The sequence below is a fragment of the Candidatus Omnitrophota bacterium genome, from assembly GCA_034717435.1.
GTDB lineage: Bacteria > Omnitrophota > JAUWXU01 > JAUWXU01 > JAUWXU01 > JAYELI01.
In genome coordinates this window covers 24,874-51,645 of the sequence record JAYELI010000057.1, presented here as the reverse complement: position 1 = coordinate 51,645, position 26,772 = coordinate 24,874, and the positions used below count along the sequence as shown (strand labels likewise).

The following is a 26,772-nucleotide window of genomic DNA, read 5'->3' as shown; positions in this document are numbered from 1 at the left end:
AGTTTAGCAATTTAACCATTTAGCCATTTAGCAGTTTAACCATTTATTTGGTAGTCAAGATCGCCATAAACGCTTCCTGGGGAATTTTGACTTTTCCAAACTGCTTCATGCGTTTTTTCCCCGCCTTCTGCTTTTCCCAGAGCTTGCGTTTTCTGGTAATATCCCCTCCATAACATTTACCTGTCACGTGTTTACCCAAAGGCCTGACAGACTCCCGGGTAATCACCTGGCTGCCGATTGCCGCTTGAATTACTACTTCGAAAAGCTGCCGGGGAATCAACTGCTTCAGCCTGCCGGCCAACACTTGTCCTCTTGCCCGGGCCTCTTTCTTATATACTATTGAAGACAGGTTTTCACAAATTTCTCCATTAATCAAAATATCTAATTTTACCAGAGCCGTGGGAAAATAGCCGATAAATTCATAATCCAGGGAGCCATAACCCCGGGTAATCGATTTTATCTTATCGTAAAAATCGACCAGTATCTCCGATAGAGGAAGTTCATATGTCAACAACACTCTTTCTACATCCAAATATTCCGTGCCCTTATAGACCCCCCGCCGGGAGTGAGACAATTCCATTATCGCGCCCAGGGAATCCTTAGGGATAATCATAAATGCCCTGATGTATGGCTCGAACATCTGGGTTATTTTATTGTTGGGCGGAAACTTGGAGGGGTCATCTACAGTAATAACCCGGCCGTCTTTTTCTTTAATCTGGTAGGTAACGCTGGGAGCAGTGGTTATCAAATTAAGGTCGAACTCTCTTTCCAGCCTTTCCTGGACTATTTCCATATGCAAAAGCCCTAAAAAACCGCACCTGAAACCCAGGCCGAGAGAGGCGGAACTTTCCGGCTCATATACCAAGCCCGCATCATTAAGTTTTAACTTGGCAAGCCCTTCGCGCAGCAAAGAATGATCCTTGCTGTTTACGGGGTAAAGGCTGCTGAATACCAACGAAATAAGTTTTTTATAACCGGGAAGTCTCTCTTTGCAGGGCAACAGGGCATTAGTAATAGTATCGCCAACGCTTACTACTCCCGTCTCTTTTATATTACAGCTGATATATCCCACCTGTCCACAAGCCAATTCATCTACCTTGCAAGGCCGAGGCGTAAAAACACCCACTTCTTCAACTTCATATATACTGCCGGTAGACATAAATTTAATCTTCATTCGAGGGCAAATACAGCCTTTCATTACCCGTAAATAGACAACAACGCCTTTAAAAACGTCAAATTTGGAATCAAATATAAGCGCCTGAAGAGAGCTGTCCTTTTTGCCTTTGGGCGCAGGTATACGCGAAACAACAGCATCAAGCACCTCCTCTGTCCCTATGCCCTCTTTGGCCGATGCCAGAATTACCTGATCGGTTTCAATATTCAAGACATCTTTCAGCTGACGCTTAACCCTCTCCGGATCAGCATTAATCAGATCGATCTTATTGATTATCGGGATAATTTTTAAATTGTGCTCCAAGGCCAGATGCAAAGTTGAAACAGTCTGGGCCTCTACCCCCTGGGCCGCATCCACCAAAAGCAAAGCCCCTTCGCATGCTGCCAGGGATTTAGCCACTTCGTAAGTAAAATCTACGTGTCCGGGCGTATCAATAAGGTTAAGCCAATAACCTTTATAAGCTATCCTCACTGCCCGGGCCTTAATCGTAATCCCTCTTTCCCGCTCCAGATCCATATCATCAAGAACCTGATTTCTGAATTCGCGGTCGCTGATCGCTCCGGTAAACTGCAGTAACCTGTCGGCCAACGTAGACTTTCCGTGATCTATATGGGCAATTATGCTGAAATTTCTTATTTTATCTATTTTGATAGACATTCTTTTTTACGTTGACAATCTTATTTCCACGATTTGTGTATATTTGTGCTTTTCAATTTATACCTCCAGTATCTCCCATGTTCCAACTTCCGGTAATACATTCCAGAAATTATTTAAATCCTGCTTAAAAAAGTAACATTTTATAAGGGCGTTTACCGCAGGATGAGAAATAACGCATGCTACCTGTTGTTTATGCTTAACCGCCAATTTTTCAATCTGAACGGATACTCTCTGGTAGGCTTCTTTAATCCCTTCTCCCTTAGGTGGTTTTGAACACAATGGAGTCGTCTGCCAGAGCCGATAACTTTTCCTGTGTTTTTTTTGGGCTTCACTAACCAGCATCCCCTGCCACAACCCATAATTAATATCGTTTAACGCTTTTAGTTTTTTTACCTTCAGTTTATGCGGCCGGGCTACTGCTTGAGCTGTCTGGTGGGCCCGCAAGAGATCACTGGAATAAACAACATCTATTTTCATATCGCTCAATTCCTCAGCAAGAACCTTAGATTGCCTATTGCCTTTAGTGTTTAAAGGCATATCTATCAAACCCTGGATCCTGTGTTCACAATCCCAATCCGTTTGATTTTGGTTAACCAAAATTAATTTTGTCATATATACTTCTTTCCAACCTCTATCATCTGTTCAGCCTGTTCCCGGCTGGATGCCTCGGAATAAATCCGGACAAGCTGTTCTGTACCGGAAGGCCTGATTAAAAGCCAGCTTAAATCGCTGCAAATGAATTTTATTCCATCTTCTGCTTTAATCTCGTTTATCTTTTTGCCCAGTATATCGCCAGGGGGATTATTTTTCAAATTAGAGATGAGTTTCTTTTTCTTTTCTTGGTCAGGATAAGCTACGTCCTTGCGCAGATAAATAAATCTGCCGTATTCTTTTTCCATTTCATCTAAAATCTCGACTATTCCCTTCTGCCGGCAGGCCATCAGTTCTAATATCAAAAGCCCGGAAAGGATACCGTCTCTTTCGGGTATAAAATCTCTGAATCCTACTCCGCCTGTTTCCTCTCCTCCGACAACAACCTTTTCTTTCCTCATGATTTCACAGATATATTTAAAACCGACCGGCGTCTCGTGTATTTTCAGCCCGTATTTTTCGCACATCTTATTGATCAGGACTGTTCCGCAGATGGTTTGGACTACCGAACCGGACAACTTTTTATCCTCCACAAGGTGTTTTAATAAAAGCGCCATTACCTTATGCCCGCTGATCACTTCTCCCTGCGGTGTAATCACTCCTAATCTATCCACATCTCCGTCGGTGGCCAGGCCTAAATCATAATTTCCTTTTTTTATAAGCTCAGCCGTCTCTTGCAGATTCTCAGCTGAGGGCTCCGGCCTTCTTCCGCCAAAGCCCGGATTTGGCCGGCTGTGAATAGTTTCTACCCTGCAGGCCCCGCCGGCAAGAAGTTTACCAATATAACTATTCCCCGCGCCATACATAACATCAACCAGCAAATTAAATTTACTTTTCTTCAAAAGTTCTAGATCAACATAGTCCGCTACTGCTTTAAGGTAAGAAGGGATTACATCTTCTATCGTCAGCAGGCTCTTGAGGGCTTCTTCCAAAGGTAAAAACCTGGTTCTTTCCCTATAAAGTTCCTGTTCTATTTTTTTAATAATTTCAGGATCGGCCGAGCCTCCGTAATAAGCTTTGTATTTAATACCGTTAAATTCAGCAGGGTTATGGCTGGCGGTAACCACAATCCCGCCGCCCATTTTTCTGCCAACTATAGTAAAACTTACGGCCGGAGTAGGAGTTGGCCTATCGGTCAATAGTACTTTTATTCCATTGGCTGCCAGAACACAGCTAATAAGCTGAGCATATGTCGAAGAAAGAAATCTTGTGTCATATCCCACTACTATCTGCTTAGATTTAGCATGCTGGTCTTTATTAATAAAATCTGCCAGGGCCTGAGCTACTATTTTAACATTGTCAAAGGTAAAATCTTCGCTGATTATTGCTCTCCACCCATCTGTCCCGAACTTGATCATCTAAAAACTCCCTCCTTGATTAGTGTCAGAGATTCAAAGTGTCATCGCTCACTTCGCCCCTTTCCTCCTTCGCCAAAGCTTCTTCCTGCGCTAAGGCTTCAGAAAACAGGTCAAAGGACAAGTCGGGGACTTCGTTCGCTAGTGTCAGAGTTTTTACTTTGACACTCTGAATCTCTGACTCTTACTTAGATTTTCTCAGTGCTTTTATTGCTTTCTTTCTATTTTTTGCCTTAAATATAGCTGTCCCGACAGCCAATATATTGGCTCCGGCCTTTAAGACCTCTTTTGCTGTATGCTGGTTTATACCTCCGTCAACCTCTATATCTCCGTTCCAGATCTGACGAAGCTGGGAAATTTTGGATAAAACCGAAGGCATAAATAGTTGACCGCCAAATCCCGGCTCAACCGTCATAAACAACACCATATCAAGCGCTCCTAATATATTTCTAATACACCCGAGTCCGGTCTTGGGATTAAACGCAACTCCAGCCTTCAGGCCAAAGGATTTAATTAAATTGATAGTTTTTAGGGGATCAGGGCAGGTTTCAATGTGAAAAGTCAAACAAGTCCCGCCGCTTTTAGCAAAAACATCTATATATTTATCAGGGTGTTCGATCATCAAGTGAATACTAATCGGCAGTTTGGTTTGGGCCCTGATAGCGCTGACCACAGCCGGGCCAATAGTAATATTAGGAACGAAATGGCCGTCCATAATATCCACGTGAAACAAATCAGCGCCTGCTTTTTCTACTGACTTCATTTCAGCGGATAGATTTGCAAAATCCGCTGCTAATAAACTGGGAGCAATCAAAATCTTTTTTTTCATATTTTTTAATTTCCTGAACAAAAATTTAAAGGGCATTAACTCTTTATCGAAAAAGAATCAAACTCCCCGGAATAATCTTCCCGGCTGACCTCTACATTTTTTACTACTGCTCCGGCAGGACCCCGGCGGCACCAATTAACTATTTGGTCCACCTTTGTCTTTTCTCCTTCGAAAATCGCCTCTACCTTGCCATCCCAACGATTCCTTACCCACCCAGTAAGACCCAGGGCCCGGGCCTGGTAACGGGTCTTAGCGCGAAAGAAGACCCCCTGAACCAGCCCGGAAATCAACAAATGCGTCCTGACTCCAACCATTTTTTCCTATTTTTTAAGGCCGAACTCTGTTAGATATTTATAATACTCGCTGTCGGCGCTCAAAATTAAAGTGGTGTTTCGATCAATGGTCTTTCGATATGTCTCTAAAGTTTTTAGAAATGAATAGAAATTTGGATCCTGGCTGTAAGCCCGGGCATAGATAGTTATTGATTCAGCGTCTGCCTTGCCCTTAACAACCTGAGCCGTCCTATAAGCCTTGGAGGTGATCAGCTTTAATTCTTTTTCTCTCTGGCCGTCTATTTCTGCGCGCTTTCCCTGTCCTTCAGAACGGTACATCTCGGCAGCGCGTTTTCTTTCAGCAATCATGCGGTCATAAACCTTTACCCTTACAGCTTCCACGTAATTGATGCGTTTTATCCGCACATCTCTTAACTCGATCCCGTATTGCGGAGCCAATTTCCTTGCTTCCTGCAAAATTAACTTTTCTAACTTACTCCGGCCTATCTTGATCCGTTCAATTGCTTCTTCGGTAAGCATTAAGCTTTCACCTTGTTGTTTAGTTTCTATAATCCGATTGGAATTTCTCACTGTTTCAACAAGGATGTGGCCGGTAATGGCGTCGCGGGTTGCCGAATTAATAATGTCATCGAGCCGGGCATGCGCGCCCATCTCATTAGTTACAGACTGCAAAAACCTCAAGGCATCAGAAATCTTCCAGCGGGCTGTGGTATCAACCCAGATATACCTTTTATCTTTTGTTGGAATTTGATTAGGGTCGCCGTCCCAATCAAGAAGTCTTTTTTCGAAATAACGAGTTTGCTGAATAAACGGCTTTTTAAAATGCAGCCCGGAATCAACAACCGGCTTTCCCACCGGTTTGCCAAACTGGGTAATCACTACCTGTTTGGTTTCCTCCACTATGTATGCCAATCCACTCATAAACATCACTATCACCAAAATAATTAAAACAATAAATGCTCCTAACACTTTTTTCATCACTTATTTCCCCCCTTCCCGGCCAATGTTCAATAGAGGTAATATCGAGGTTTGTTCCGGGTCAATTATATATTTTTGCCTGGATTCAGGTAAGACATCCGTTAACGTTTCCAAATAAAGCCTTTTTTGAGTTATATCCGGGGACTTTTTGTATTCCGTTAAGACAGCGCTGAATCTTTCCGCCTCGCCTTTAGCCCGGTTTATCTTATCTAAGGCATACCCTTCAGCTTCGCGGATCGTCCTTTCCGCCTCGCCTTTAGCCCGGGGAACAGCTTTGTTATAAGCCTCCCAGGCCTGGTTAATCACCCGTTCTTTTTCCTGCTTGGCCTCGTTAACCTCGTTAAAAGCCGGCTTTACTTCATCGGGTGGATTAACATCCAACAATTTAACGGTAACTATCTGAATGCCTGTTTGATAACTATCTAATATCTTCTGCATCTCAAGCTGGGCAAGGTCATTGATCTCTTCTCTCTTTGTAGTAAGTACTCCGTCCACACTATAATCCCCCGTAAGTCTCCGCATCACAATTTCAGAGACATCCCGAACATTATCCTGCGGGTCTCTGGTATTAAAAAGTAACTTAACCGGGTCAGTTATCCTGAACTGCACAATCCAGCGCACATCCAGAATATTAAGGTCACCGGTAAGCATCAGAGATTCATCAGAATATGAGCGGCTGGAATATTTACTTCTTACTCCCGGGCGTATGGTCCTTGTTCCAAACTCCTCTTTAAATATACGCTCCACCTTTACCGGGGTTACTTTATCAATTCCAAAAGGCAATTTGATGTGCAATCCCGATAAGGTTGTGCTGATGTATTTGCCGAATCTCTGCACTACGCCTACTTCGTCCGGCCCGATAGAATAAATCATTCCGGTCAAACCTATCAATATAACTAAAACCGTGATTATGGCCGGGGTAAACTTTCTATATTTGCCAAACTCCTTTCTTCCTACATTAAGTATGTCTTCAGGCGTGTTAAACTCCATAATTCATCCCTCCTTTAAATGAGCACATAATTTATGAAAATCTTTGATTTTCATAAATTATCTGTGCGAATTTATCCTCGACATCAAAAAATGCCGGGGGTCCATCATTTTTAAATAAGCGCCGACTATCTCTTTGTGGTCAAACGCAAGCTTATATTTACCTAACTCGGTTAAACCCACTACAGCCAACGAACCTGCGTCACTTCCGGCAACAGGCCTGCCCTTTCCCTGGCCGGTATAAACCGTAGAAACAGTGTGAAACCGGGGGTCTCTATCCGGCTTGGAGTAAGTATGAAATTGTTTTAGCCCTTCCAAATCAAGTCCGGTTTCTTCTTTTACTTCCCGTCGAACCGCCTGCTCTAAACTCTCTCCATAATCGACAAATCCGCCGGGCATTGCCCATCCAAAGGGCGGATTGGTCCTTTTAACCAAAACTATTTTTTCACCCGAAAGAACAATCGCATCCACGGTAACGAAAGGTCCTTTTTGAAGTTGGCCGGCAATATGCCCGAGATACCTGAACACAGCCTTATTAAAAACCCGATAAGCTTCTTGATCATAAAGACAAAAAATAATTTTTCTTAGGTGTAACCCTTTCCCTCTTAAATACTTAACAATTTCTTGAGCCATAATCTTTGCCGAAGCCAGATAAGAAAATCCTCCTACTCCGCAGCCCAGGGCAGGAAAAGCAATTGATTTAATTTTCATTTGTTCGGCTGACCTCAAGCTGCCGGCAGATGACTTTCTTATCTTTGCTTCATCGGTCTTAAAATCCATACCCATGGTTGCTGCGTGGATCACATATTTTGCGGCAAGCTTCCCTCCGGTAGTAACTATCGTTTCTCCGATTTTTATCGTTCCCTTGCTTAGTGCCTCTTGCTCAATTATCTTACCTCCTTTTCTTTTTATCGCTCCAGCCACACCTCCGCCCATAAGCAATTTGTTATTGGCAGGATTGACTATTGCATCCACATCAAGCCGGGTAATATCTGCTTTAATTATCTCGATCTCGCAATCTTTGATTTTCATATCTATACTTAATTACACAGATTTTAAAATAATACCACACAGAAAACTTTGAACGCAGATTCTCGCAGATTGCACGCAGATGGTCGCAGATAAGTAAAACATCTGCGTTTATCTGCGTTAGATTTGCGTATATCTGCGTTAAAATATTTTTAGATTTCTCTATTTAATTATCTTTCATTCCTGCTAGCTGTCCAAAATGAACGTTACCGGACCATCGTTAGAAATATCGACCACCATATGTTCTCTAAATTTGCCCTGCTTAATTTTTACTCCTTGGCTAACCAGTAAGACTATAAAATCCCGGTAAAGTTTTTCAGCCTCCTGGAACGGAGCTGCTTTTTCAAATCCCGGCCGGCGGCCGCGTAAAAGGTCGGCACAAAGTGTAAATTCCGGCACTACCAGAATTTCTCCGGCTATATCTTTAACAGATAGGTTCATTTTATTTTTTTCGTCCTCAAAACACCGGACTTTCACTGCCCTATCCACCAGAAATTCAACTTCTTTTAATGAATCGCCTTTTTCCACGCCGAGAAAGACAACCAGTCCCCTGCCTATTTCAGAGATAAGTTCTTCCTTCACTTTCACAGATGCATTATTTACTTTTTGAATTATTGCTTTCATAAAGAAAATATCTTTTCGATCTTCGTTCTTTCCTTCTCGGCAAGAGGACCGATAACAGCCAGATTAATGTTACGGTTGGTAAATAGTTTCCCGGCTACTCGTTTTATATCTTTTTTGGTAACCATGTCTATTTTTTTCACTACTTCTGAAATATCCGGAATGCGGCCGCCGGTCAACAGCTTCTCTCCCATCCAAAGCATGTGATTAAGGCTGTCTTCCAATCCTATCAAAAGCTGTCCCTTAAAAAAGTGTTTGGCCCTTTTAATCTCATTATCTTTAACCGGGTTTTGAGAAATCTTATTTAACTCAGCAAGCACCAGTTTTAATGCCTTGGTTGCCTTTGCTTTTTCCACTCCCATGTTAACGCTAAAAACACCTGTGTCCTGATGTCTTCTGAGATGAGAGGCAATATCATAAGCCAGTCCTCTTTTTTCTCTTACTGTCTCATATAATCTTGAACTCATATTTGCCCCTAATATTACATTCAAAAGGCCAAGAGCATATCTATCAGGATGAAATCTGGAAAAAGAGTGGCAGCCAAGAGCAAGATGAACCTGCTTAGTCTCCTGCCGGTGAAATTTAAGCTGCGGCCTGGTCTGGTTTTCCTTTGCCGGCTGAAAGCGAAAGTGTTTTTTTAAGGGATCGAGGGTTAAATATTTCTCAGACCATCCTAAAATATCCTGATGAGGTAAATCCGCCACAACAGCCACGATCACATTATTAGGAACATAGTGAGATTTTAAATATTTTACAATATCAGCCCGTTTAATGTTTCCCACCGTATCAACGGTCCCGGATATAAGCCTGCCCAGGGGTTGGGATGGCCAGAGTAATTCATTGAGTAGTTCGCTCACATAATGGGAAGGCAGGTCCAGATACATCTTTATCTCTTCGCAGATTACAGTCCTTTCTTTTTCTATATCATCTTTATTGAGTAATGACCCAACTACCATATCGGAAAGGACGTCTATTCCGGCCCTTAAGTCTTTCAACAGCACCTTACAGAGAAAACAAGTAACCTCTTCGGATGTAAACCCGTTTAAAGACCCTCCTTTGCCCTCGATAGATGTCTTTATTGCTTTGGCCGATCTTTTGGAAGTCCCTTTAAATAAAAGGTGTTCTATAAAATGAGAAATGCCTGAAATGGCTTCTCGTTCATATCTGCTACCGGTAGCTACCCACACCCCGACAGCCGCCGAATTCATACCCTTTATCCTGTGAGTCGCTATCCTTAGTCCGCTATCCAGCCTTGTTATCTCATACATTATTCTCCTCTACTTTCCAAATAGCCCTGTAATATCAACTGGGCGGCTAATTTATCAGTTACTTTTTTTCTTTTCTTCCGGCTTAAGTTAGCCTGTAAAAGCACGCCCCTTGCCTGCAAGCTGGTCAGGCGCTCATCCCAGGTTTTTACCGGTAATTTAAGATCTTTTCTTAACGTTTCAATAAACCCCATAACCTTCTCAGCAGACGGCCCCGCAGAGCCATTCATATTCAACGGAAGCCCGGCTACTATTTCTTCAACATCATATTTTTTAATGATCTCTCTTAAGCTGTCTATGTCCCGGCTATCATTGGCCCTGATTAATGTATCCAGGCCCTGAGCAGTGCAGCCAAGCCTATCGCTTAGAGCCAGGCCTATTCTTTTTTGTCCTATGTCTAATCCTAAAATCCTTCGCATATTTTCTGGCGTCTTCCCAGTGCCCAAGGTCATCCCAGCCAAAATCCGCCTTTAAGCTGACTACGTTTTCAGCCTGCTCCATAATGCCGGAATCAATCGGCACACATTTAAGCCGGCTGTAAGCCCTATTTAAAACTTCTTCCTGTTCGGGTAAGCCAAAGGAACTCTTAACTTCCAAAAGCGCTTTGAAAAGCTCGGGCATATATTCGGCGATCGCATCTAATATTACCTGCGCCTTCCAGGCAAATATACCGCTGTTCCAGAAATAATCACCGCTTTTTAAAAACCTCTCGGCTGTTTTTCTATCCGGCTTTTCTGTAAACTTTTCAACCTTAAATATTTTATTTTTCTGATCTCCCTGCCCCGGGCGAAGTCCCGAGCTTGTCGAGGGACGAAGTCGAGGGGTGTCTTCTGTCTTCCCTGCCCCGGGCGAAGTCCCGAGCTTGTCGAGGGACGAAGTCGAGGGGTGTCTTTTAATCTTTATATACCCATATTCCACATCCGGATGAGCCGGTTCTATCCCGATAGTCACTAAGAGACTGCCAGAAACAGCTGTTTTTACCGCCAGGCTGACAGCTTGTAAAAATTTCTTATTATTTTTTATAATATGATCGCAGGGGCTAACCAGCATAATTGCCGATGGGTCTTTAATCTGGAGATGCAAAGCAGCCAGTCCTATTGCCGCTGCGGTATTGCGGCCAAACGGTTCCAATATAAAAGCGTCTTGCCTTAAAGAAGGTATTTTCTTTTTCGCAAATACCGCCTGCTTTTTATTTATGACTATGAAAATCCTCTTGCTGGAAGTAACCCTTTTCATTCTTTGAAATGTCACTTCAAGCATTGAGGATTTACCCCTGATCGAAAAAAATTGTTTGGAAACTCCTTTTTTTTTCTTGTTCTTGGGCCAAAACCTCTTACCTTCTCCGCCAGCCATAATTAAGCAATACAGTTTTTTGTTCATTTACCTTGCTTCCTTCGCCGCCTTTACTAATTCACCGACAAATTCTCCGACTTTTTTGACCAGATTGGGTTTCCCCAGATTCTTCTTTATCTGGTTAACAATAGCACTGCCTACCACTACGCCGTCGCTAATACGGGCAATTTGAGCTGCCTGAGCCGGATTTGAAATACCAAAACCAACCACAACCGGCTTTTTAGCAATACGTTTGATGCGATCCATGTTGTACTCAATATCCGAAGATATGTCTTTTCTCGCACCGGTTATCCCTGTCCTTGAAATATAATAAATAAATCCTTTGGACTGCTGGGCTATTTTCTTCATCCTGGATGTTTTTGTAGTTGGAGCTGCTAAATAGATCAAGTCCAGGTTATATTTTTTAAGTTCACTTTTTAATCCGCCGGCTTCTTCGGGTAAAAGATCCGGGACAATCAGGCCGTCAATTCCTGAGCTGAGCAGTCTTTTACCTATTTTTGCTATCCCCATGTGATAAATAGGGTTATAATATGTAAACAATATCAAAGGGGCCTCTATCTTTGCCCTTAATCTCCTGGCCAGGCTAAATACCTTAGTCAAGGTTATCTTGTTTTTAAGTGCTGCCTGAGAAGACATCTGGATGGTTATTCCGTCAGCCATGGGATCTGAAAAAGGCATCCCCATCTCTATCATATCCACCCCTGCCCGGCTAAGCTCAATCATCAAAGACTCGGTCAGCTTAAGATTGGGATACCCGCAGGTAATATAAGCAATAAACGCCTTCTTTCCCTCTTTCCTCAACTCGTTTAATCTTTTATCGATTCTGTTCATTATCACCCTTTACTAATACTCATTAATTAAATCTTTTCAGGTTCGCCTTTTGTACAATGTCTATATCCTTATCGCCCCGGCCGGAAAGGCAAACTACTACAATTTTATTTTTAGTTAACTGCGGAGCGAGCTTTTGAACATAGGCTATGGCGTGGGCAGACTCAAGCGCGGGTATAATACCCTCGACCTCTGACAATAATTTAAGACCGGCCAGGGCTTGCTTATCAGTAACAGCCAGATACCTGGCCCGGCCTATTTCTTTATAATAAGAATGCTCCGGCCCTACTCCCGGATAATCCAGGCCCGGAGCAAGAGAGTGGGCTATATTAATCTGGCCATCCTTATCCTGCAGGAGATAACTTTTGGCCCCGTGTAATACACCAATGCTGCCCTTAATCAGGGTAGCCGCATGCTTACTTGTTTTAATACCAAATCCTGCCGCCTCTATCCCGGCAAACTTTACTTTTTTATCATTAAAGAAAGGGTGGAATAGGCCGATAGAATTACTGCCCCCTCCAACACAGGCAACCAAATAATCCGGCAGCCTGCCTTCTTTTTTCAAAATCTGAACCCTTGTTTCTTTTCCGATTACTGTTTGAAAATCCCTGACCATCATTGGATAGGGGTGCGGGCCTACGACTGAACCGATAACATAATAAGTATCCTTAACGTTAGTCACCCAGTCTCTTATTGCTTCGTTGCAGGCATCTTTTAAGGTCTGACTGCCGCTGGTTACCGGCCTCAGCTCAGCACCAAGAAGTTTCATTCGAAAAACATTCAAAGCCTGGCGCTCAATATCTTTTACGCCCATATAAACAACGCACTTCAAGCCAAACATAGCAGCCGCAGTAGCTGTGGCAACACCGTGCTGGCCGGCGCCTGTTTCGGCAATAATGCGTTGCTTTTTCATCCGCCGGGCCAAAAGCACCTGGCCCAGGGTATTATTTATCTTATGAGCACCAGTGTGACAAAGGTCTTCCCTTTTTAGATAGATCTTAGGGCCTTTAAGAAACTTGCTAAACCTGGCTGCGTAATATAAAGGGGTAGGCCTGCCTGCGTACTCGTTTAAGTAGCAACTCAGCTCTTTTTGAAAAATTTTGTCTTTTCGGGCATGGCTATACTCAGCCCCTAATTCCTTTAAGACAGTAGTCAGGGTTTCAGGAATGAACTTACCGCCAAATCGGCCAAAATAACCCTGTTTATCCGGCTGCATCTGTTCAGACCTCCTTAACCTGCGCTTCTAACCTGTTCAATAAACTTCTTAATTAATTTGTGGTCCTTCCTGCCCGGGCCCTTCTCGATCCCGCTGGAAACATCGACTGCATACGGCCTTACTTTTTCTATGGCCTTTATTACATTTTTAGGCGTAAGGCCTCCAGCCAAAATGATCGGCTTGCCAATCTTCTTAGGTTCAATTGCCAGGTCCCAGTTAAACATGCTGCCGCTTCCCCCAAAGTTGTCTTTGTTGTAAGCATCCAGCAAATATATATCAACATCATAATCAGCAAGATTTTTTAAGCTATCTTTGTCCTTGACCCTGAACGCCTTGATAATCTTAACTTCTTTTCTAATCTGCTGGCAATAATGCGGGGATTCATCTCCGTGAAATTGCAGGTAATTAAAACCGCATTCTTGGGAAGCTAATTTGACTAACAGCCCTCGCTGGTTGACAAACAATCCAACCGTAGATACGTTTCCGGGAAGCGAGCTGATGATCTTGACTGCTTGTTTAATCTTGATCTGCCGGGGGCTCTGTTGGCTAAAAACAAATCCCAAAAAGTCTGCTCCTAACTCGGTTGCAGCCAGAGCATCATCTAAATTAGTAATCCCGCATATCTTGACCTTGGTCATTTAAACAAAATCCTTTTCAATAAGTGCGTTATGCGCTGTGCGTTATGCGTTATGCGTCGTGCGTAATGCGTCAAAAAAAACAAAAACTATTTTTTAAAGAAAAACGGGATTTAAAAGCGTCAAAACGCAAAGCGCACAGCGCATAGCGCACAACGCAATACGCATAACGCACGACGGACTTAACAGTTTAGCAATTCATCAGCACCCCATCACTTCTTTCACCTTAGCGCTGATATCTTCGCTCTCCATAAAACCCTCACCAATCAATACTGCATTTACACCCAAACTTTTTAACTTCATAACATCCTGATGGGTTTTAACCCCGCTTTCTGAAATTATAATTTTACCTTTAGGCAGCAATCTGATTAGTCGTTCAGTAGTGTCCAGGTTAACCTCGAAAGAAACCAAATCCCGGTTATTAATCCCGATAATCAAAGGGTCTGTCTGACTAAGCTTTTCTATATCCTTTTCTGAATGAATCTCTACAATCACATCCAGGCCTATCCCGGATGCTACGGATAAGAATCTGTTCAATTCCTCTCCGGAAAGTATAGCTGCAATCAAAAGTACGGCATCAGCCCCGGCCAAAGCAGATTGATAAATTTGATACTCATCAATAATAAAATCTTTTCGTAAAATCGGCAGAGTAACTACCTGTCTTACCTGGTTTAAATAGTCAAGGCTTCCTTTAAAAAATTGTTGATCAGTCAGAATAGATATTGCCCGGGCCGCGCTATTTTGATAAAGCTGGGCGATCCTGACAGGATTAAAATCCTCTCTGATTATCCCTCTTGAAGGACTGGCTTTTTTAATCTCAGCTATCAGGTTAATTTGATGAGCTTTGCTTATTGCCGATTTGAAATCGCGCCGGCCGGGAAAATCGGATTTTTTTTCTATAAGTCCTTTTTGGGAAACTTTTGCTTTTGCCTCTTCAATCTCTTTTCTTTTCTGGCTTAATATCTTATTTAAGATCATCTTAGTTGTTGGTATATTTTTTCAATAATTCCAGTTTTTTTAAGGCGCTGCCTGAATCGATCGACTTTTGAGCTAGTTTTATACCCTGGTTAATATCTTTAGTTAAATCAGCGGCATAGATAGCGCAACCGGCATTTAAAAGCACTATATCCCGCTGCGGACCGGGCTGACCGCCTAATACCTCCCGGGCTATTCTGAGATTAACTTGAATTTCTCCGCCTTTCAGGTCTTTTGAATCTGCCTTTTTTATCCCGAAATCCTCGGGGCCAATCAGGTATGTTCTTACTTCTCCATTGACCAGTTCAGAAACCTGGGTCTGGCTGGTAATAGTCACTTCATCCAGGCCATCTAAACCATGAACTACAAGCGCGTGATCAGATCCTAAATTAGCTAATACTCTGGCTAAAGGCTCGGTTAATTCCCTTTTATAAACTCCCAAAAGCTGGCAATTCGCTCCAGCCGGGTTGGTCAGCGGCCCTAAAATATTAAAAACCGTCCTGATTCCGATTTCCCTCCGGCTGGGCATGGCATATTTCATCGCCTGGTGAAGGGCCGGAGCAAACAAAAAGCCTATTCCAATCTTTGCCAGGCACTGCTCTACTTTGTCCGGGCTAATATAGATTTTAACCCCTAATGCCTCAAGTAAATTAGCACTTCCGCACTTACTGGAAACAGAAACATTACCGTGCTTGGCCACAGTCAAACCCGCGGCACTAACCACAAATGCACTGACTGTAGAGATATTAAATGTGTAAGATTTATCTCCGCCTGTTCCACAGGTATCAACCGCTGCTCCGGTTACCTTAATCTTTTTTGCGTACTGCCTCATTATCCGGGCACAACCGGTAATCTCATCTACTGTTTCGCCCTTTATTCTTAAGGCAGTTATAAAAGAGGCTATTTGGGATGGGGTTGCTTCTCCATCCATAATCTCTTTCATCACCTGTTCAGCTTCAAGGCAAGAAAGATCTATTCCTTTAACAACTTCAGCAATCACTTCTTTGATCACTTTAAATAACCCCTTATCTGCTAATCATAAACAGTAAACCAATATTTCTATGCTGCACATTGCCAATTACTCCTTCTGTGCCCATCTGTGTCTATTTTTTTCTACCGTGTTTCTTTCTGCCTGCTGCTTACTGCCTACTGCTTACTTTTTATATACCTCTTCCGGATCGAATACCTTCCGGCCAACCACGTTCACTGTCTTGCACTTTTTGCCTGCGCTTCGATAAAAACAAGATCTGTATCCCATATGGCAGGCGCCGCCTTTCTGTTGAACCCTGATCAAAAGCGTATCCTTATCACAATCAAAAAGGACCTCGTAAACCCTCTGGTAATGGCCTGACGTTTCTCCTTTAAGCCATAATTTCTTGCGAGAACGGGAAAAAAAGTGCACCTTTCCTGTATCCAGCGTCTTTTTTAAAGCCAGCTTATTCATGTAAGCCAGCATCAAAACTTCCTTGGTTTTATAGTCCTGCACTATTACCGGGATCAAACCTTGTTTATCGTACTTTAATTTCATGTTATATAACCTCTTGCCTCATATTATTTCCCCGCCGCTATCGCCTCTCTAAGGTCAACCTTACCCTCATACAAGGCCTTTCCGATTATCACGCCCGATAACCCCTCTGGTTTTAGGGTGTTAAGCTTAGTAATGTCTTCTAAAGAAGCGATACCGCCGGAAACAATAGTTTTTATCTGCGATTCCCGCAGAAACCGCTTGATGCTCGCCAGGTCAGGCCCGCTTAACGTCCCATCTTTAGAGATATCCGTATAGATAACGCTATTTAAGCCGAGTTCTTTTATTTTCCCTGCCAATTCAACCGGCGCCAGGGAAATAGGGCTGGTCCAGCCATTGGCTTGAATCAGGCCTGCTTTTGAATCAATGCTGACAATCACTTTATCCTGATATTTGGAAATTATCTTTTGAGCAAATTCCGGGTCTTTATAGATTTTTGTACCCAACACTACCCGGTTTATTCCTTTAGATAACACCTTTTCGATCGCTTCTTCAGTCCTGATCCCGCCTCCTAATTCGACAGGAATAGCTATTCTCTTGGCTATCTCGGCTGCTATATCCAGGTTTTTCAGGCTGCCGGTCAAAGCGCCGTCTAAATCAACCAGGTGCAGCAGCTTGGCTCCCATAAATTCCCATTGCCGGGCAACTGATGCGGGATTTTCAGAATAAACTATCTCTTTAGAAAAATCTCCCTGCCAGAGCCTGACTACTTTTCCGTTTTTTAGATCAATCGCGGGAATGATCAACATAACATACCTTTCTCAAAATCAAAGTTATAGAAGCTCGTTTGTCGTTGTCGATACTGGTATCGAAGCTGAAGGCTGGAAGCTGGATAATTCACTATGTCCAAGCCTCTAGTTTCTAAAACGAGCACCCATATGAGCATCGACAACGTTAAACCAGCTTCCCAGCCTGCAACCTGCAGTTTTTATAGGTCTATAACCCCTTTAGTAGAAGGGACGCCCTTTCTTCTCTTATCTATCTGAGTCGCCCGGTCAATTGCTATTCCTAAAGATTTAAATGCTGCCTCTAATAAATGGTGGACATCCGGGCTTGGTTCAATTATATCAATCTTTATGTTAATGCCTGATTTCTTGGCAAATGAGTCCAGAAAATGCCTGGCGTCATCAAAGCTATATCCCCCTGTTTCCTTTTTTAACTCTGTATTAGCCGGTAAGTTCCAGGAAAAACTGCCCCTTCCGCAAACATCCACCACTACCCACGCCAATGCTTCTTCCATCGGGACTGATGCCTCGCCAAATCTTTTTATGCCCCGCGCTTTACCAATAGATTTTTTAAACGCTTCGCCTAAGACAATTCCGATATCTTCATTGGTATGATGGTAATCTACCCCCAAATCTCCTCTTGCCGTAAGCTCCAAATCGAAAAAACCGTGAAATGTAAACAGGTCTAGCATATGATCCAAAAATTTAATACCGCTATCAATCTTGGATTTGCCTTTGCCGTCCAGCAATAACCTGCCGGCAACTTTAACTTCAGTGGTCTGTCTTTTTATCCGGGCTTTCCTGGGGGTCTTTGGGGTTTTTTCCTTTTTGGGCATCTTTAATCTCCTGTGTGGATTTGGCTCCTAAAGGAGGTTCAGAAAAATTCTTCTTTCTCTCTTCCCGCGCTAGAACTGTCTCCGGCTCAGGGAACCTCACATCTAAAGAGTTTTTGTGCAGCTTAAGGCCTTCTATTTCAGCCAGCCTGCCTATCTGTTTCTTGACCTTCTCCAGCGCTTCTCTGCTGTAGGTGATAAAATGTGAGCGTTTAATAAAATCATCGATACCTAACGCTGAATAAAACCTGGCTGTTCCGCCGGTAGGCAAGATATGGCTCGGACCAGCAATATAATCTCCCACTGCTATTGGAGAATAGGCTCCAAGGAAAATAGCGCCGGCATTAACTATCTTCTTTCTGATCCGGGAAGGACTCTTGACCATGATCTGTAAATGCTCAGGCGCAATAGTATTTATGATTTTAACTGCTTCTTTAAGGTTGTGGACTATGATCGCATATCCCGAATCTACTTTTTTCTTTATTTCATTGGCTAACTTCTTGGAGGTAGTGATAAGAATAGCCGTGGAATTGGCATGTTCAGCTTGAGCAAGAAGATCTGCGGCTACGTAGTCTGGATTAGCATGCCCATCGGCAAGCAACACTGCTTCGCTTGGGCCAGCCACCATATCAACGTCGCAAAATCCATAGACCTGCCTTTTGGCCTCAGTGACATACCGGTTTCCCGGACCAACAATTTTATCGACCTTGGGAATGCTCCTTGTACCCAGCGCCAGGGCAGCTATAGCTTGAGAACCACCGACCCGATATATCTCTCCTACGCCTAAAAGATTAGCTACTACCAGAATATGAGGATCTATTTCTCCGTTCCTGGCTGGCGGAGAAACTATTGTTATTTCTTTTACCCCGGCCATCTTTGCAGGTAAAACTGCCATATAAACAGTGGAGAACAGGGGCGCTGTCCCTCCCGGGATATAAATACCTACCCGCTCAATCGGATAATACTTTTCCTCCAGCATAACTCCGTCTTTTGCTTTTAATCTAAAAGACCTCTTCGACCTCTTTTTGTAAAAACTCCTTACATTCTCTATCGCCTGTTTGAGCAGTGGCACAAATTTAACATCTATCTGTTCATAAGCTTTATTTATATCCCCTTCTTTTACCTTTAACCTTTTAGGGCTTAATTCCACGCCATCAAACTTCTTAGTATATTTTACCAGGGCTCTATCGCCGGTCTTTCTCACGCCATCTATTATCCTGGCAACTGCCTTATATAATTGTTTATCAAAATCCTGAACAGTTAATCGTTCGAGCTTCCTGGAGCTTCCTTTTTCCCAAAATATTACATGCATCATCTTAAATACCTCTTAACTATTTGTGGTGCCTGCTGCAATGCCGAAGCAAGTTTTGCCGGTTCTCTGGAACCGGCCTGAGCAAAATCCGGTTTCCCTCCTCCGCTCCCGCCGATCAGCCGGGCTAATTCTTTAATAACATCCCTGCAGTTTAATCCTTTCTTAACTAAATCATCGGTCGCTGCGCTGACCAACGAAACCTTACCTTCCGATATTGAACCGAGGATGATAAGCGCTGAAGGTAACTGCTCCTTCAAAAGGTCCACTTTGTCTTTTAGGTCTCCGGCAGCAGCAGCCTCTATCTTTTTAATGATCACTTTGGCGCCTTTGAGATCAATAGCCCCCCCAATCATGTTCTTAATCTCGATCGAGGATGCCTGTTTTTTCAACCTGCCTATTTGCTTTGCATAGGAAGCCGTCTCGGAAAGAAGTTTTTCTATCCGCTCTATTATTTTGGGAGGACTGGACTTCAACATCTGAGACAAGTTGGACATAATATTCTCTTCGGTTTTCATCAGTTGGTAAGCTGCCCGGCCGGTAACAGCCTCTATTCTTCTTATACCTGCTGCTACAGCGCTTTCGCCTGTTATTCTAAATAGCGCTATTTCGGAAGTCGAAGCAACATGTGTCCCTCTGCAAAGCTCTTTACTAAGCCCGCCAATAGAAAGCACCCGGACTGTTTCGCCATATTTTTCGCCAAATAGCGCTAATGCGCCGGCTTTCTTTGCCTGGGTTAAAGGCAGATGTTCAACCTTTACCTGAATATTGCACCGGATATTTTGATTCACTATATCTTCTATACGGTCAAGCTCTTCTTTAGTAACCAATTTAAAATAATTAAAATCAAATCTCAATTTCTGGTCACTGACTAAAGATCCCCGTTGTTTAACCTGGGGCCCAAGGACTTCCCGCAAGGCGCTTTGAAGTAAATGAGTCGCGGTGTGATTCCTTTTTATCTTCAGCCTTCGTTCCTTATCAACAGAGGCTATAACCTTATCACCTAAAGCCAGCTTCCCTTTGATCACTCTTCCGTAGTGGACAATTATCCCATCTATTAATTTGGTATCTGATACCTCCACCACTGTTGCCTGTTTTTTGATTAAACCCTCATCTCCTATTTGTCCGCCTGACTCTCCGTAATATGGGCTCTGGTCTAAAATTATCCCTGCCTGACTTCCCTGCTTAATGTTTTTAACCGGCTGATCATCATGCAAAATCAGAACCACTTTTGCCTCAATTTCCTCTTTTTTATAACCCACAAATTTAGTAGCTTTGGCTGCTGACTTGATCTTGGCAGCTAACGTAGCAGCGAAAATTGTGCTTTGAATTTGAGAACCTTCCCGTGACATCTCCCGTTGTTTAAACATCGCTTTTTCAAATCCATGCTTATCCAGTTTGAAGCCTTTTTTTTCGGCATCAACCTCAATCAGGTCAAGGGGAAACCCGTAGGTATCGTAAAGCCTGAAACAGTTTTCACCGGGAATAACCTTTTTTCCCTGCCGGGAAAGGCTATCCATCAATTCCTGCTGAATGCGCCTTCCTTCTTCGATAGTATTTTGGAAGCGCTTTTCCTCAGCCAGGATAATCTCTGATATTGCCTTTTTTTGTTCAAAAACCTCTGGATAAAAATCCTGCATTATCCCGCCAACAAATGGAACAAACTTATAAAGAAATAAACCTGTTAAATTGAGAGTCCGTAAATGGCCAATAGCCCTTCTGATTAACATCCGCTCTACATAACCCCGGCCCTGATTAGAGGGCAGCACCCCGTCAGATATTAAAAAAATCACCGCCCGGATATGATCGGCTATGGCCATCAAGTGGTAATCTTTCTGCTCGTCCCGGCCATATTTCAGGTTACCTGCCTCGCATAAACGGTCAATTAGGGATTTAAGCAGGTCTGCCTGGAAATTATTTTCCACACCTTGACAAACAGCAGCAATCCTTTCCAAACCCATTCCGGTATCAATGCATTTATTGGGAAGCTCGCCAAGGCTTCCATCGGGTTGACGGTCAAACTGAGTAAAAACCAAGTTCCAGATCTCTATAAACCTTTCACAATCACAACCCGGATTACAGCCAGGCTTTTTACATCCTGTTTTTTGGCCTCGGTCATAAAATATTTCGCTGCTTGGCCCGCACGGCCCATTAGGTCCTTCACTCGGGGCCTCCGACGGCCAAAAGTTCTCCTTTTGCCCGAGTTTGACAATCCTTGAGACAGGAATCTTTATCTTGGATTTCCAGATATTAAATGACTCCTGATCTTCGGTATAGACCGAAACCCAGATCTTGGAAGAAGGCAGGCCTAACCTATCTGTTAAAAATTCCCAGGCCCATTTAATGGCTTCCTCTTTAAAATAATCCCCAAAGGAAAAGTTACCCAGCATCTCAAAAAAGGTGTGGTGGCCGGGGCTATGGCCCACCTTTTCCAGATCCACTGTTCGCAGGCACTTCTGGCAGGATGCTGCTCTTTTGTGATCTTTAACATGTCCGAGGAATTCCTCCTTGAACTGATTCATTCCACTACCGGTAAATAAAAGCGTGGGGTCATTGGCAGGAACCAAAGAATCGCTGGCAACAATCCGGTGGCCTTTTGATTTAAAGAAATCTAAAAATTCACTTCTGATTTCCCCGGTCTTCACTCGTTTATTTTTTCCCGAACAACAAAATAACCCCGGTTGGTCTTTATCAAAACGTTACCTTTAATCTTTGAAGTAACCTGCCGATAATCAGTTAAGCTGGTTATTGCCCTGCGGCCGATCTGGGTAATAATATCTCTTTTGCGCAGGCCTGACTCATCGCCAGCACTGCCGTATTCTATATCTATAATAACTATCCCTGCTGCAGCTTCAGGAATAGCAAACATTCTGCTTATTTCCGGCGTAATATTGCTTACTTTTAAGCCCCTCCACAATTCCTGAGATTCGGCTTCTTTTTCTTTTCTGGATTCCTCTAAAATATCCGGACGCTCGCCCACCTTAACCTTTAAGATCAACTCTTTCTTGTCGCGCATTACCTTAACCAGTACCTTTTTATTCGGTAAAGTCCGGCTCACTATCTTTATCAGTTGCTGCGTATCTTTTATGTCCCTTCCGTTAAATGTCCTGATTATATCTTTATCCCTAATTCCAGCCTGTTCAGCGGGACTGTCTTTAAGCACCTTTGCCACCAATACTCCTTTTTTGTCTCCCAACTCAAAATACTCAGCTAAATCCTGATCTATATCCTGAACATTTACCCCCAGCCATCCATAAAGAACCTTTTCACCCTTAACCAGACTATTAATAACATCCTTGGCTGTATTGATCGGGATGGCAAAGCCCACACCTTGATAACCGCCGGTACTCGAAAATATAGCTACATTTATGCCTATTACTTCCCCTTTTACATTAACCAACGGCCCTCCGGAATTGCCTCGATTAATGGCCGCATCAGTCTGAATAAGATCGCCATAATAGCGGGTGGTTCCTCTGACCGCCGGCAGGCTGCGATGCAGCGCGCTGATTACGCCTACGGTCATGGTCGGGTTGGGGTCGTCAATGATAAAAGCAAAAGGGTTTCCAATAGCAACTGCCCATTGCCCAATCTTGACATTATCTGAATCTCCCAGTTGGGCTAAGGGTAAATTTTTGCCGTCGATTTTAACTATTGCCAGGTCGCTTCGGGGATCACTGCCTTTTATCTTTCCTTTAAATTCCCGGCCGTCAGGAAGCTTAACAGTGACCTCGCCGTTATCCACTTCTTCTACTACGTGATAATTGGTCAGGATATAGCCATTACTATCAATAATAACGCCCGAGCCGATCCCCACTTGCTTATATTCTCTCTCGGGAATTTGAGTAAAAAAATCTTTAAAGAATTGATCAAAGAAATCGTCTTCCCCGAACGGGCTGGAACGTCTGTATCCAGAACCTCCTAATTTTTCTATGTGGGTTGTAGTAATACTGACTACCGCCGGGTATACATCCCTGGCTATTAAAGTGAATGCATTCTCTTTTCCAAAATTATCAGCCAGAGCATGGTTGGTAAATACGCTGCCAATCAAAATACTGGTTAAAACAGCTGTCAAAAACAAACTTTTACTTTTCAGCCCTATCCTGGCCATTGAATCATACCTCCCTATATTCCCATTATTTCTCTGACTTTAGTTTCAATTTCACGCATAAGCTTGGGGTTTTCCTTTAAATGAATCCTTCCTTTTTCCCTGCCCTGGCCAATCTTCACCTGGTTATATATCAACCATGTGCCGGACTTCTGGATAATATTATTTTCTATTCCCAGATCCATAATACTGCCGGCCCGGCAGATACCCTGATCAAACATAATATCAAACTCTGCCCTTTTAAACGGCGGGGCTACCTTATTTTTAACAACCTTGGCCAATGTCCTGCTGCCAACCACTACATCCCCTACCTTTATTGAGCCTTTTCTCCTGATATCAATCCTGACTGAAGAATAAAACTTCAACGCCCTGCCTCCGGGAGTAGTTTCAGGATTACCGAACATTACCCCTATCTTCATTCTGATCTGATTAATAAATATAACGCAGGTTTTTGATTTACTGATCGATCCGGTAAGCTTCCTCAGCGCCTGAGACATAAGCCTGGCCTGAAGACCAATATGGGTATCGCCCATTTCTCCCTCAATCTCAGCCCGGGGAACCAAAGCAGCTACAGAATCAACAACGACAATATCTACGGCGTTGCTTCTAACCAGGGCCTCAACTATTTCCAATGCCTGTTCGCCTGTATCCGGCTGGGAGATTAAAAATTCACTAAGCTTTACGCCTAATTTCTCAGCATAAGCAGGATCCAGCGCATGCTCGGCATCAATAAAAGCAGCCACTCCTCCGCTCTTCTGGACCTGACTAATGATACTCAGGCTAAGGGTGGTCTTTCCTCCTCCTTCCGGCCCGAATATTTCAATAACTCTACCCCGAGGAACCCCGCCTACCCCCAGGGCCCAATCCAGGGTTATAGCGCCGGTGGATATGGCTTCAATATCGATTCTCTTTGCCTGGTCTAATTTCATAATTGAACCTTTGCCAAACTGTTTTTCTATCTGGGTTAAAGTCATTTCTAATGCCTTTGTTTTATCTGAGATCTGACGATCTTCATGTTTGACTGTCATTTTTACCTCCTCTTTCCAGTAAATTATCCTTAATACATAGGTTAGTATTATAAATCAGAGAAAATATTTTGTAAAGCAAAATTTTGGTGGTATACTATTGCAGGTTTACGAATTACAGTTTACGGTTAGGGAGCAATGAGAAAAAAGATTACGAAAACAGAAAATAAACAAACGCTGGAAGCCAGAATAGCAGAACTCCTGACTACTTCAAAAAAAACCATCTCTGTAGCTGAATCCTGCACAGGGGGGCTGGTAGCTAACCAATTAACCAATATCCCCGGAAGTTCAAAATACTTTAAAGTAGGGATAGTTGCATATTCTAACCAAATAAAGGTCAACCTGCTTAATGTTCCACTTAAAATAATAGAAAAAAACGGGGCGGTCAGCGTTAAGACAGCCCTGGCCATGGCCAAAGCTATTAGAAAGTTATCCAGAACCGACATAGGATTGGGTATAACCGGCATTGCCGGTCCCGGAGGAGCAACCAGAAAAAAACCTCTCGGCCTTGTGTTTATAGCGCTGGCAACAACAAATCAGGCCATCTGGCAAGAGTTTAATTTCACTGGAAACAGAACCACAATAAAATCAAAGGTCTCCCGGGCAGCCCTGGAGATGGTAAGAAAATATTTATGCGCGCTTTCATAGCAATAGAGATCCCCCGGGACGTCAAGTCAGAGCTCAGCCAAATAATTGACACATTAAGGTCTTCTCAGGCAGATGTAAAATGGGTTAAGCCGCAGGATGTCCATCTTACGCTCAAGTTCCTGGGAAATATTGATCAATCCCGGTTAAAAGAAATCCAAAACATCTTAGATCGGGTAGCAAAAACTGAAAATTCTTTTGAAATGTCCATGGAGGACCTGAGTGCCTTTCCCAACCCCAGCTTTCCCAGGGTTATTTGGACCGGCCTCAAGCAGGGCAGCCAAAATACTCTGGATTTAGCTAAAAAAATAGAGTGTGAACTGGCAAAAATCGGGTTTGCAAAAGAAAAGCGTCCTTTTCACCCCCACCTCACCCTGGGACGCTTGCGTTCTCCCAAAAACAGAGATAAACTTTCTGTTCTTCTATCCTCAACCACATTCAAAAGCCAGAGCAGAATAAAGGTCACCCACCTTAACCTGATCCAAAGCACCCTAACCCCAACCGGTTCGATCTACACTCCTCTCTATCAAACAGCGTTATCCTGATTGGGCGGGGACTTCCCCGCCGCTAAATAGCCCAGAACCAGTTCTGGGCTATTTGCTTGTAAGAACTTTTTCAATTAAAATCCTTAACTCGTTGACTACCTTTCTTGGAAGTTTAAATTGGGATCTCAACGTCGGAGTAGCAATAGTAAAAATAAAAACATTGGGGTTCTTTGGAGTTTTGTGAACACCCACCTTCATCGAAAACTTATCCACAACCCACCTCCTCTGGCTCTATCCTCCAACATAAGGGGTCAGCCCTCGAAAATCGAAAATAGTTTCTTCATTTCTTTCCTCAACTGGCTACTTTCATTCATGCCTTTCTCAATACTCATTGCCGCCTTACTTACTGCCGAAGAATTCATCCTAAAAACTCCACCGATTTCCTTATTATCCAATCCCGCAAATTTTCTCATTAAATATATTGCTATTCTCTTCTTCCTCATAGTCCAGGTCCTTTTGGCGCGCATTTCCTTAATTCTTTTTCCATATTCTCTTTCCATTAAATCATCTATGCTTTTTATGGATATATACCTTTTAAGGTCTTTCTGATGAGAAAATTCCCCACCCTCCACTTGCTCTCTTAACTCATTTAACTTATCTTGAATAAATTTTGTGCCTCCCAAAATAAATCCTCCATACAAATCTTTAAATGGATTTTCCTTTTTTCCCAAACCTTCCATCATGAATTGACGATACTGCCTGGCCGACATTCCTAAAACCCTATTTATTTCTCCTTTATCTATAATTTCATCTTTTTCCTTTTTGATGTAAGCATTACAACTCGACCACTTGTACTCTTCCGGAAACTTTACAAGCTTTGCCAATACTGGATTCAAATGAATATACCGGCTCAATATTGAAAAATAACTGTCTGTATCCACAACTATTGACTTATACCTGCCCTGAAATAAATGTCCCGACTTTTTACGCTTCACATTGTAGTAAGTTGTGTATGACCCGTTTATGTAATGCATTAGTTTTGATAAATTTGCATGAAGAGTTTTTATTAGAAAATGATAGTGGTTGGGCATTAAAACGTATGCATAGATATAAAATTTAAATCTCGCCTTTGCGTTCAGTATATACTCTAGAAATTTTTTATAGTCATATTCACTAACATAAATCTTCTTCTTGTTATCCCCCCTGCTGGTTATATGATAAAAACAATCTTCTGTTTGTAATCTGTATGGTCTTGCCATACCTTTATTTTATGC

28 protein-coding genes are annotated in these 26,772 nt (G+C 42.9%); 2 read left to right on the top strand and 26 right to left on the bottom strand.

The window, feature by feature from the left end:
* Window positions 1-43: 43 nt before the first annotated feature.
* The 24 genes from lepA to recA form a co-directional block, all read right to left on the bottom strand.
* Entirely contained in the window at window positions 44-1,831 is a 1,788-nt protein-coding gene (lepA, locus tag U9Q08_05035) for a translation elongation factor 4 (GenBank protein ID MEA3329066.1), read from the bottom strand.
* A gap of 57 nt (window positions 1,832-1,888) precedes the next feature.
* Window positions 1,889-2,443 carry a histidine phosphatase family protein gene (locus U9Q08_05030; protein MEA3329065.1) on the bottom strand — a complete coding sequence of 185 codons (555 nt, stop codon included), beginning with the start codon at window positions 2,441-2,443 and terminating at the stop codon, window positions 1,889-1,891.
* On the bottom strand, window positions 2,440-3,840 hold the full coding sequence (locus U9Q08_05025) for a phosphoglucomutase/phosphomannomutase family protein (protein ID MEA3329064.1): 1,401 nt from the start codon (window positions 3,838-3,840) through the stop codon (window positions 2,440-2,442). The genes U9Q08_05030 and U9Q08_05025 overlap by 4 nt, the downstream gene beginning before the upstream one ends.
* 181 nt (window positions 3,841-4,021) lie before the next feature.
* Window positions 4,022-4,666 carry a ribulose-phosphate 3-epimerase gene (rpe, locus tag U9Q08_05020; GenBank protein MEA3329063.1) on the bottom strand — a complete coding sequence of 215 codons (645 nt, stop codon included), beginning with the start codon at window positions 4,664-4,666 and terminating at the stop codon, window positions 4,022-4,024.
* A gap of 35 nt (window positions 4,667-4,701) precedes the next feature.
* Window positions 4,702-4,980, bottom strand: a complete 279-nt coding sequence (locus tag U9Q08_05015) for an acylphosphatase (protein MEA3329062.1) — start codon at window positions 4,978-4,980, stop codon at window positions 4,702-4,704.
* 6 nt (window positions 4,981-4,986) lie between these two features.
* Window positions 4,987-5,937, bottom strand: coding sequence for a protease modulator HflC (gene hflC / locus U9Q08_05010; protein MEA3329061.1), 951 nt, complete (start codon window positions 5,935-5,937; stop codon window positions 4,987-4,989).
* A gap of 3 nt (window positions 5,938-5,940) precedes the next feature.
* Window positions 5,941-6,927: an FtsH protease activity modulator HflK gene (gene hflK, locus U9Q08_05005; protein ID MEA3329060.1), complete on the bottom strand. Its 987-nt coding sequence runs from the start codon at window positions 6,925-6,927 to the stop codon at window positions 5,941-5,943.
* A gap of 57 nt (window positions 6,928-6,984) precedes the next feature.
* On the bottom strand, window positions 6,985-7,956 hold the full coding sequence (locus tag U9Q08_05000; GenBank protein MEA3329059.1) for a macro domain-containing protein: 972 nt from the start codon (window positions 7,954-7,956) through the stop codon (window positions 6,985-6,987).
* A 183-nt stretch (window positions 7,957-8,139) separates the two neighbouring features.
* Window positions 8,140-8,577, bottom strand: a complete 438-nt coding sequence (gene dtd, locus U9Q08_04995; GenBank protein MEA3329058.1) for a D-aminoacyl-tRNA deacylase — start codon at window positions 8,575-8,577, stop codon at window positions 8,140-8,142.
* Complete coding sequence (locus U9Q08_04990; GenBank protein ID MEA3329057.1) at window positions 8,574-9,842, bottom strand: pitrilysin family protein; 1,269 nt, start codon at window positions 9,840-9,842, stop codon at window positions 8,574-8,576. The genes dtd and U9Q08_04990 overlap by 4 nt, the downstream gene beginning before the upstream one ends.
* The gene (gene ruvX, locus U9Q08_04985) at window positions 9,842-10,258 is read right to left on the bottom strand and encodes a Holliday junction resolvase RuvX (protein ID MEA3329056.1); all 417 of its coding nucleotides are present in this window, start codon (window positions 10,256-10,258) and stop codon (window positions 9,842-9,844) included. Before ruvX ends, U9Q08_04990 begins: the two co-directional genes overlap by 1 nt.
* On the bottom strand, window positions 10,197-11,219 hold the full coding sequence (locus tag U9Q08_04980) for a mannose-1-phosphate guanylyltransferase (protein MEA3329055.1): 1,023 nt from the start codon (window positions 11,217-11,219) through the stop codon (window positions 10,197-10,199). Before U9Q08_04980 ends, ruvX begins: the two co-directional genes overlap by 62 nt.
* The gene (gene trpA, locus U9Q08_04975; protein MEA3329054.1) at window positions 11,220-12,023 is read right to left on the bottom strand and encodes a tryptophan synthase subunit alpha; all 804 of its coding nucleotides are present in this window, start codon (window positions 12,021-12,023) and stop codon (window positions 11,220-11,222) included.
* Window positions 12,024-12,045: 22 nt separating this feature from the next.
* Complete coding sequence (trpB, locus tag U9Q08_04970) at window positions 12,046-13,236, bottom strand: tryptophan synthase subunit beta (protein ID MEA3329053.1); 1,191 nt, start codon at window positions 13,234-13,236, stop codon at window positions 12,046-12,048.
* Window positions 13,237-13,250: 14 nt separating this feature from the next.
* Window positions 13,251-13,874 carry a phosphoribosylanthranilate isomerase gene (locus tag U9Q08_04965; GenBank protein ID MEA3329052.1) on the bottom strand — a complete coding sequence of 208 codons (624 nt, stop codon included), beginning with the start codon at window positions 13,872-13,874 and terminating at the stop codon, window positions 13,251-13,253.
* 198 nt (window positions 13,875-14,072) lie between these two features.
* Complete coding sequence (gene trpC, locus U9Q08_04960) at window positions 14,073-14,849, bottom strand: indole-3-glycerol phosphate synthase TrpC (protein ID MEA3329051.1); 777 nt, start codon at window positions 14,847-14,849, stop codon at window positions 14,073-14,075.
* A gap of 1 nt (window position 14,850) precedes the next feature.
* Window positions 14,851-15,858 (bottom strand): anthranilate phosphoribosyltransferase, encoded by a 1,008-nt coding sequence (gene trpD, locus U9Q08_04955; protein MEA3329050.1) that lies wholly within the window; start codon window positions 15,856-15,858, stop codon window positions 14,851-14,853.
* A gap of 141 nt (window positions 15,859-15,999) precedes the next feature.
* A complete protein-coding gene (hisI, locus tag U9Q08_04950) occupies window positions 16,000-16,374 on the bottom strand; it encodes a phosphoribosyl-AMP cyclohydrolase (GenBank protein MEA3329049.1) in 375 nt (124 codons plus the stop codon).
* Window positions 16,375-16,397: 23 nt separating this feature from the next.
* Entirely contained in the window at window positions 16,398-17,120 is a 723-nt protein-coding gene (gene hisA, locus U9Q08_04945; protein ID MEA3329048.1) for a 1-(5-phosphoribosyl)-5-[(5-phosphoribosylamino)methylideneamino]imidazole-4-carboxamide isomerase, read from the bottom strand.
* 179 nt (window positions 17,121-17,299) lie between these two features.
* Window positions 17,300-17,932, bottom strand: coding sequence for an imidazoleglycerol-phosphate dehydratase (locus U9Q08_04940; protein ID MEA3329047.1), 633 nt, complete (start codon window positions 17,930-17,932; stop codon window positions 17,300-17,302).
* Complete coding sequence (hisD, locus tag U9Q08_04935; protein ID MEA3329046.1) at window positions 17,868-19,244, bottom strand: histidinol dehydrogenase; 1,377 nt, start codon at window positions 19,242-19,244, stop codon at window positions 17,868-17,870. Before hisD ends, U9Q08_04940 begins: the two co-directional genes overlap by 65 nt.
* Window positions 19,241-21,883: an alanine--tRNA ligase gene (gene alaS / locus U9Q08_04930; protein ID MEA3329045.1), complete on the bottom strand. Its 2,643-nt coding sequence runs from the start codon at window positions 21,881-21,883 to the stop codon at window positions 19,241-19,243. The genes hisD and alaS overlap by 4 nt, the downstream gene beginning before the upstream one ends.
* Window positions 21,880-23,346: a Do family serine endopeptidase gene (locus tag U9Q08_04925; protein MEA3329044.1), complete on the bottom strand. Its 1,467-nt coding sequence runs from the start codon at window positions 23,344-23,346 to the stop codon at window positions 21,880-21,882. The genes alaS and U9Q08_04925 overlap by 4 nt, the downstream gene beginning before the upstream one ends.
* 14 nt (window positions 23,347-23,360) lie before the next feature.
* Window positions 23,361-24,344 (bottom strand): recombinase RecA, encoded by a 984-nt coding sequence (gene recA, locus U9Q08_04920; protein ID MEA3329043.1) that lies wholly within the window; start codon window positions 24,342-24,344, stop codon window positions 23,361-23,363.
* 162 nt (window positions 24,345-24,506) lie between these two features.
* Between recA and U9Q08_04915 the strand changes: the two genes are divergently transcribed.
* Both U9Q08_04915 and thpR read left to right on the top strand, forming a co-directional pair.
* Complete coding sequence (locus tag U9Q08_04915) at window positions 24,507-25,016, top strand: CinA family protein (protein MEA3329042.1); 510 nt, start codon at window positions 24,507-24,509, stop codon at window positions 25,014-25,016.
* The gene (gene thpR, locus U9Q08_04910) at window positions 25,001-25,558 is read left to right on the top strand and encodes an RNA 2',3'-cyclic phosphodiesterase (GenBank protein MEA3329041.1); all 558 of its coding nucleotides are present in this window, start codon (window positions 25,001-25,003) and stop codon (window positions 25,556-25,558) included. The genes U9Q08_04915 and thpR overlap by 16 nt, the downstream gene beginning before the upstream one ends.
* Window positions 25,559-25,606: 48 nt before the next feature.
* Here thpR and U9Q08_04905 read toward each other — a convergent pair whose 3' ends face one another.
* Together U9Q08_04905 and U9Q08_04900 are read right to left on the bottom strand one after the other, a co-directional pair.
* Window positions 25,607-25,771 (bottom strand): hypothetical protein, encoded by a 165-nt coding sequence (locus U9Q08_04905; GenBank protein ID MEA3329040.1) that lies wholly within the window; start codon window positions 25,769-25,771, stop codon window positions 25,607-25,609.
* A 38-nt stretch (window positions 25,772-25,809) separates the two neighbouring features.
* Window positions 25,810-26,757, bottom strand: a complete 948-nt coding sequence (locus U9Q08_04900) for a transposase (GenBank protein ID MEA3329039.1) — start codon at window positions 26,755-26,757, stop codon at window positions 25,810-25,812.
* Window positions 26,758-26,772 lie beyond the last annotated feature (15 nt).

Bases quoted from the DNA above. Each gene is read 5' to 3' on its own strand.
- U9Q08_05030 (MEA3329065.1), bottom strand. From the start codon at position 2,443: ATGACAAAATTAATTTTGGTTAACCAAAATCAAACGGATTGGGATTGT.
- U9Q08_04925 (MEA3329044.1), bottom strand. From the start codon at position 23,346: ATGGCCAGGATAGGGCTGAAAAGTAAAAGTTTGTTTTTGACAGCTGTT.
- hflC (MEA3329061.1), bottom strand. From the start codon at position 5,937: ATGAAAAAAGTGTTAGGAGCATTTATTGTTTTAATTATTTTGGTGATA.
- trpA (MEA3329054.1), bottom strand. From the start codon at position 12,023: ATGAACAGAATCGATAAAAGATTAAACGAGTTGAGGAAAGAGGGAAAG.
- U9Q08_05025 (MEA3329064.1), bottom strand. From the start codon at position 3,840: ATGATCAAGTTCGGGACAGATGGGTGGAGAGCAATAATCAGCGAAGAT.
- lepA (MEA3329066.1), bottom strand. From the start codon at position 1,831: ATGTCTATCAAAATAGATAAAATAAGAAATTTCAGCATAATTGCCCAT.
- trpC (MEA3329051.1), bottom strand. From the start codon at position 14,849: ATGATCTTAAATAAGATATTAAGCCAGAAAAGAAAAGAGATTGAAGAG.
- dtd (MEA3329058.1), bottom strand. From the start codon at position 8,577: ATGAAAGCAATAATTCAAAAAGTAAATAATGCATCTGTGAAAGTGAAG.
- hisD (MEA3329046.1), bottom strand. From the start codon at position 19,244: ATGATGCATGTAATATTTTGGGAAAAAGGAAGCTCCAGGAAGCTCGAA.
- ruvX (MEA3329056.1), bottom strand. From the start codon at position 10,258: ATGCGAAGGATTTTAGGATTAGACATAGGACAAAAAAGAATAGGCCTG.
- trpB (MEA3329053.1), bottom strand. From the start codon at position 13,236: ATGCAGCCGGATAAACAGGGTTATTTTGGCCGATTTGGCGGTAAGTTC.
- U9Q08_04900 (MEA3329039.1), bottom strand. From the start codon at position 26,757: ATGGCAAGACCATACAGATTACAAACAGAAGATTGTTTTTATCATATA.
- hisA (MEA3329048.1), bottom strand. From the start codon at position 17,120: ATGTTGATCATTCCCGCGATTGATCTAAAAAACGGAAAAGTAGTCAGG.
- U9Q08_04965 (MEA3329052.1), bottom strand. From the start codon at position 13,874: ATGACCAAGGTCAAGATATGCGGGATTACTAATTTAGATGATGCTCTG.
- U9Q08_05015 (MEA3329062.1), bottom strand. From the start codon at position 4,980: ATGGTTGGAGTCAGGACGCATTTGTTGATTTCCGGGCTGGTTCAGGGG.
- rpe (MEA3329063.1), bottom strand. From the start codon at position 4,666: ATGAAAAAAAAGATTTTGATTGCTCCCAGTTTATTAGCAGCGGATTTT.
- U9Q08_04990 (MEA3329057.1), bottom strand. From the start codon at position 9,842: ATGTATGAGATAACAAGGCTGGATAGCGGACTAAGGATAGCGACTCAC.
- thpR (MEA3329041.1), top strand. From the start codon at position 25,001: ATGCGCGCTTTCATAGCAATAGAGATCCCCCGGGACGTCAAGTCAGAG.
- U9Q08_04940 (MEA3329047.1), bottom strand. From the start codon at position 17,932: ATGCCCAAAAAGGAAAAAACCCCAAAGACCCCCAGGAAAGCCCGGATA.
- hisI (MEA3329049.1), bottom strand. From the start codon at position 16,374: ATGAAATTAAAGTACGATAAACAAGGTTTGATCCCGGTAATAGTGCAG.
- U9Q08_04915 (MEA3329042.1), top strand. From the start codon at position 24,507: ATGAGAAAAAAGATTACGAAAACAGAAAATAAACAAACGCTGGAAGCC.
- U9Q08_05000 (MEA3329059.1), bottom strand. From the start codon at position 7,956: ATGAAAATCAAAGATTGCGAGATCGAGATAATTAAAGCAGATATTACC.
- hflK (MEA3329060.1), bottom strand. From the start codon at position 6,927: ATGGAGTTTAACACGCCTGAAGACATACTTAATGTAGGAAGAAAGGAG.
- U9Q08_04980 (MEA3329055.1), bottom strand. From the start codon at position 11,219: ATGAACAAAAAACTGTATTGCTTAATTATGGCTGGCGGAGAAGGTAAG.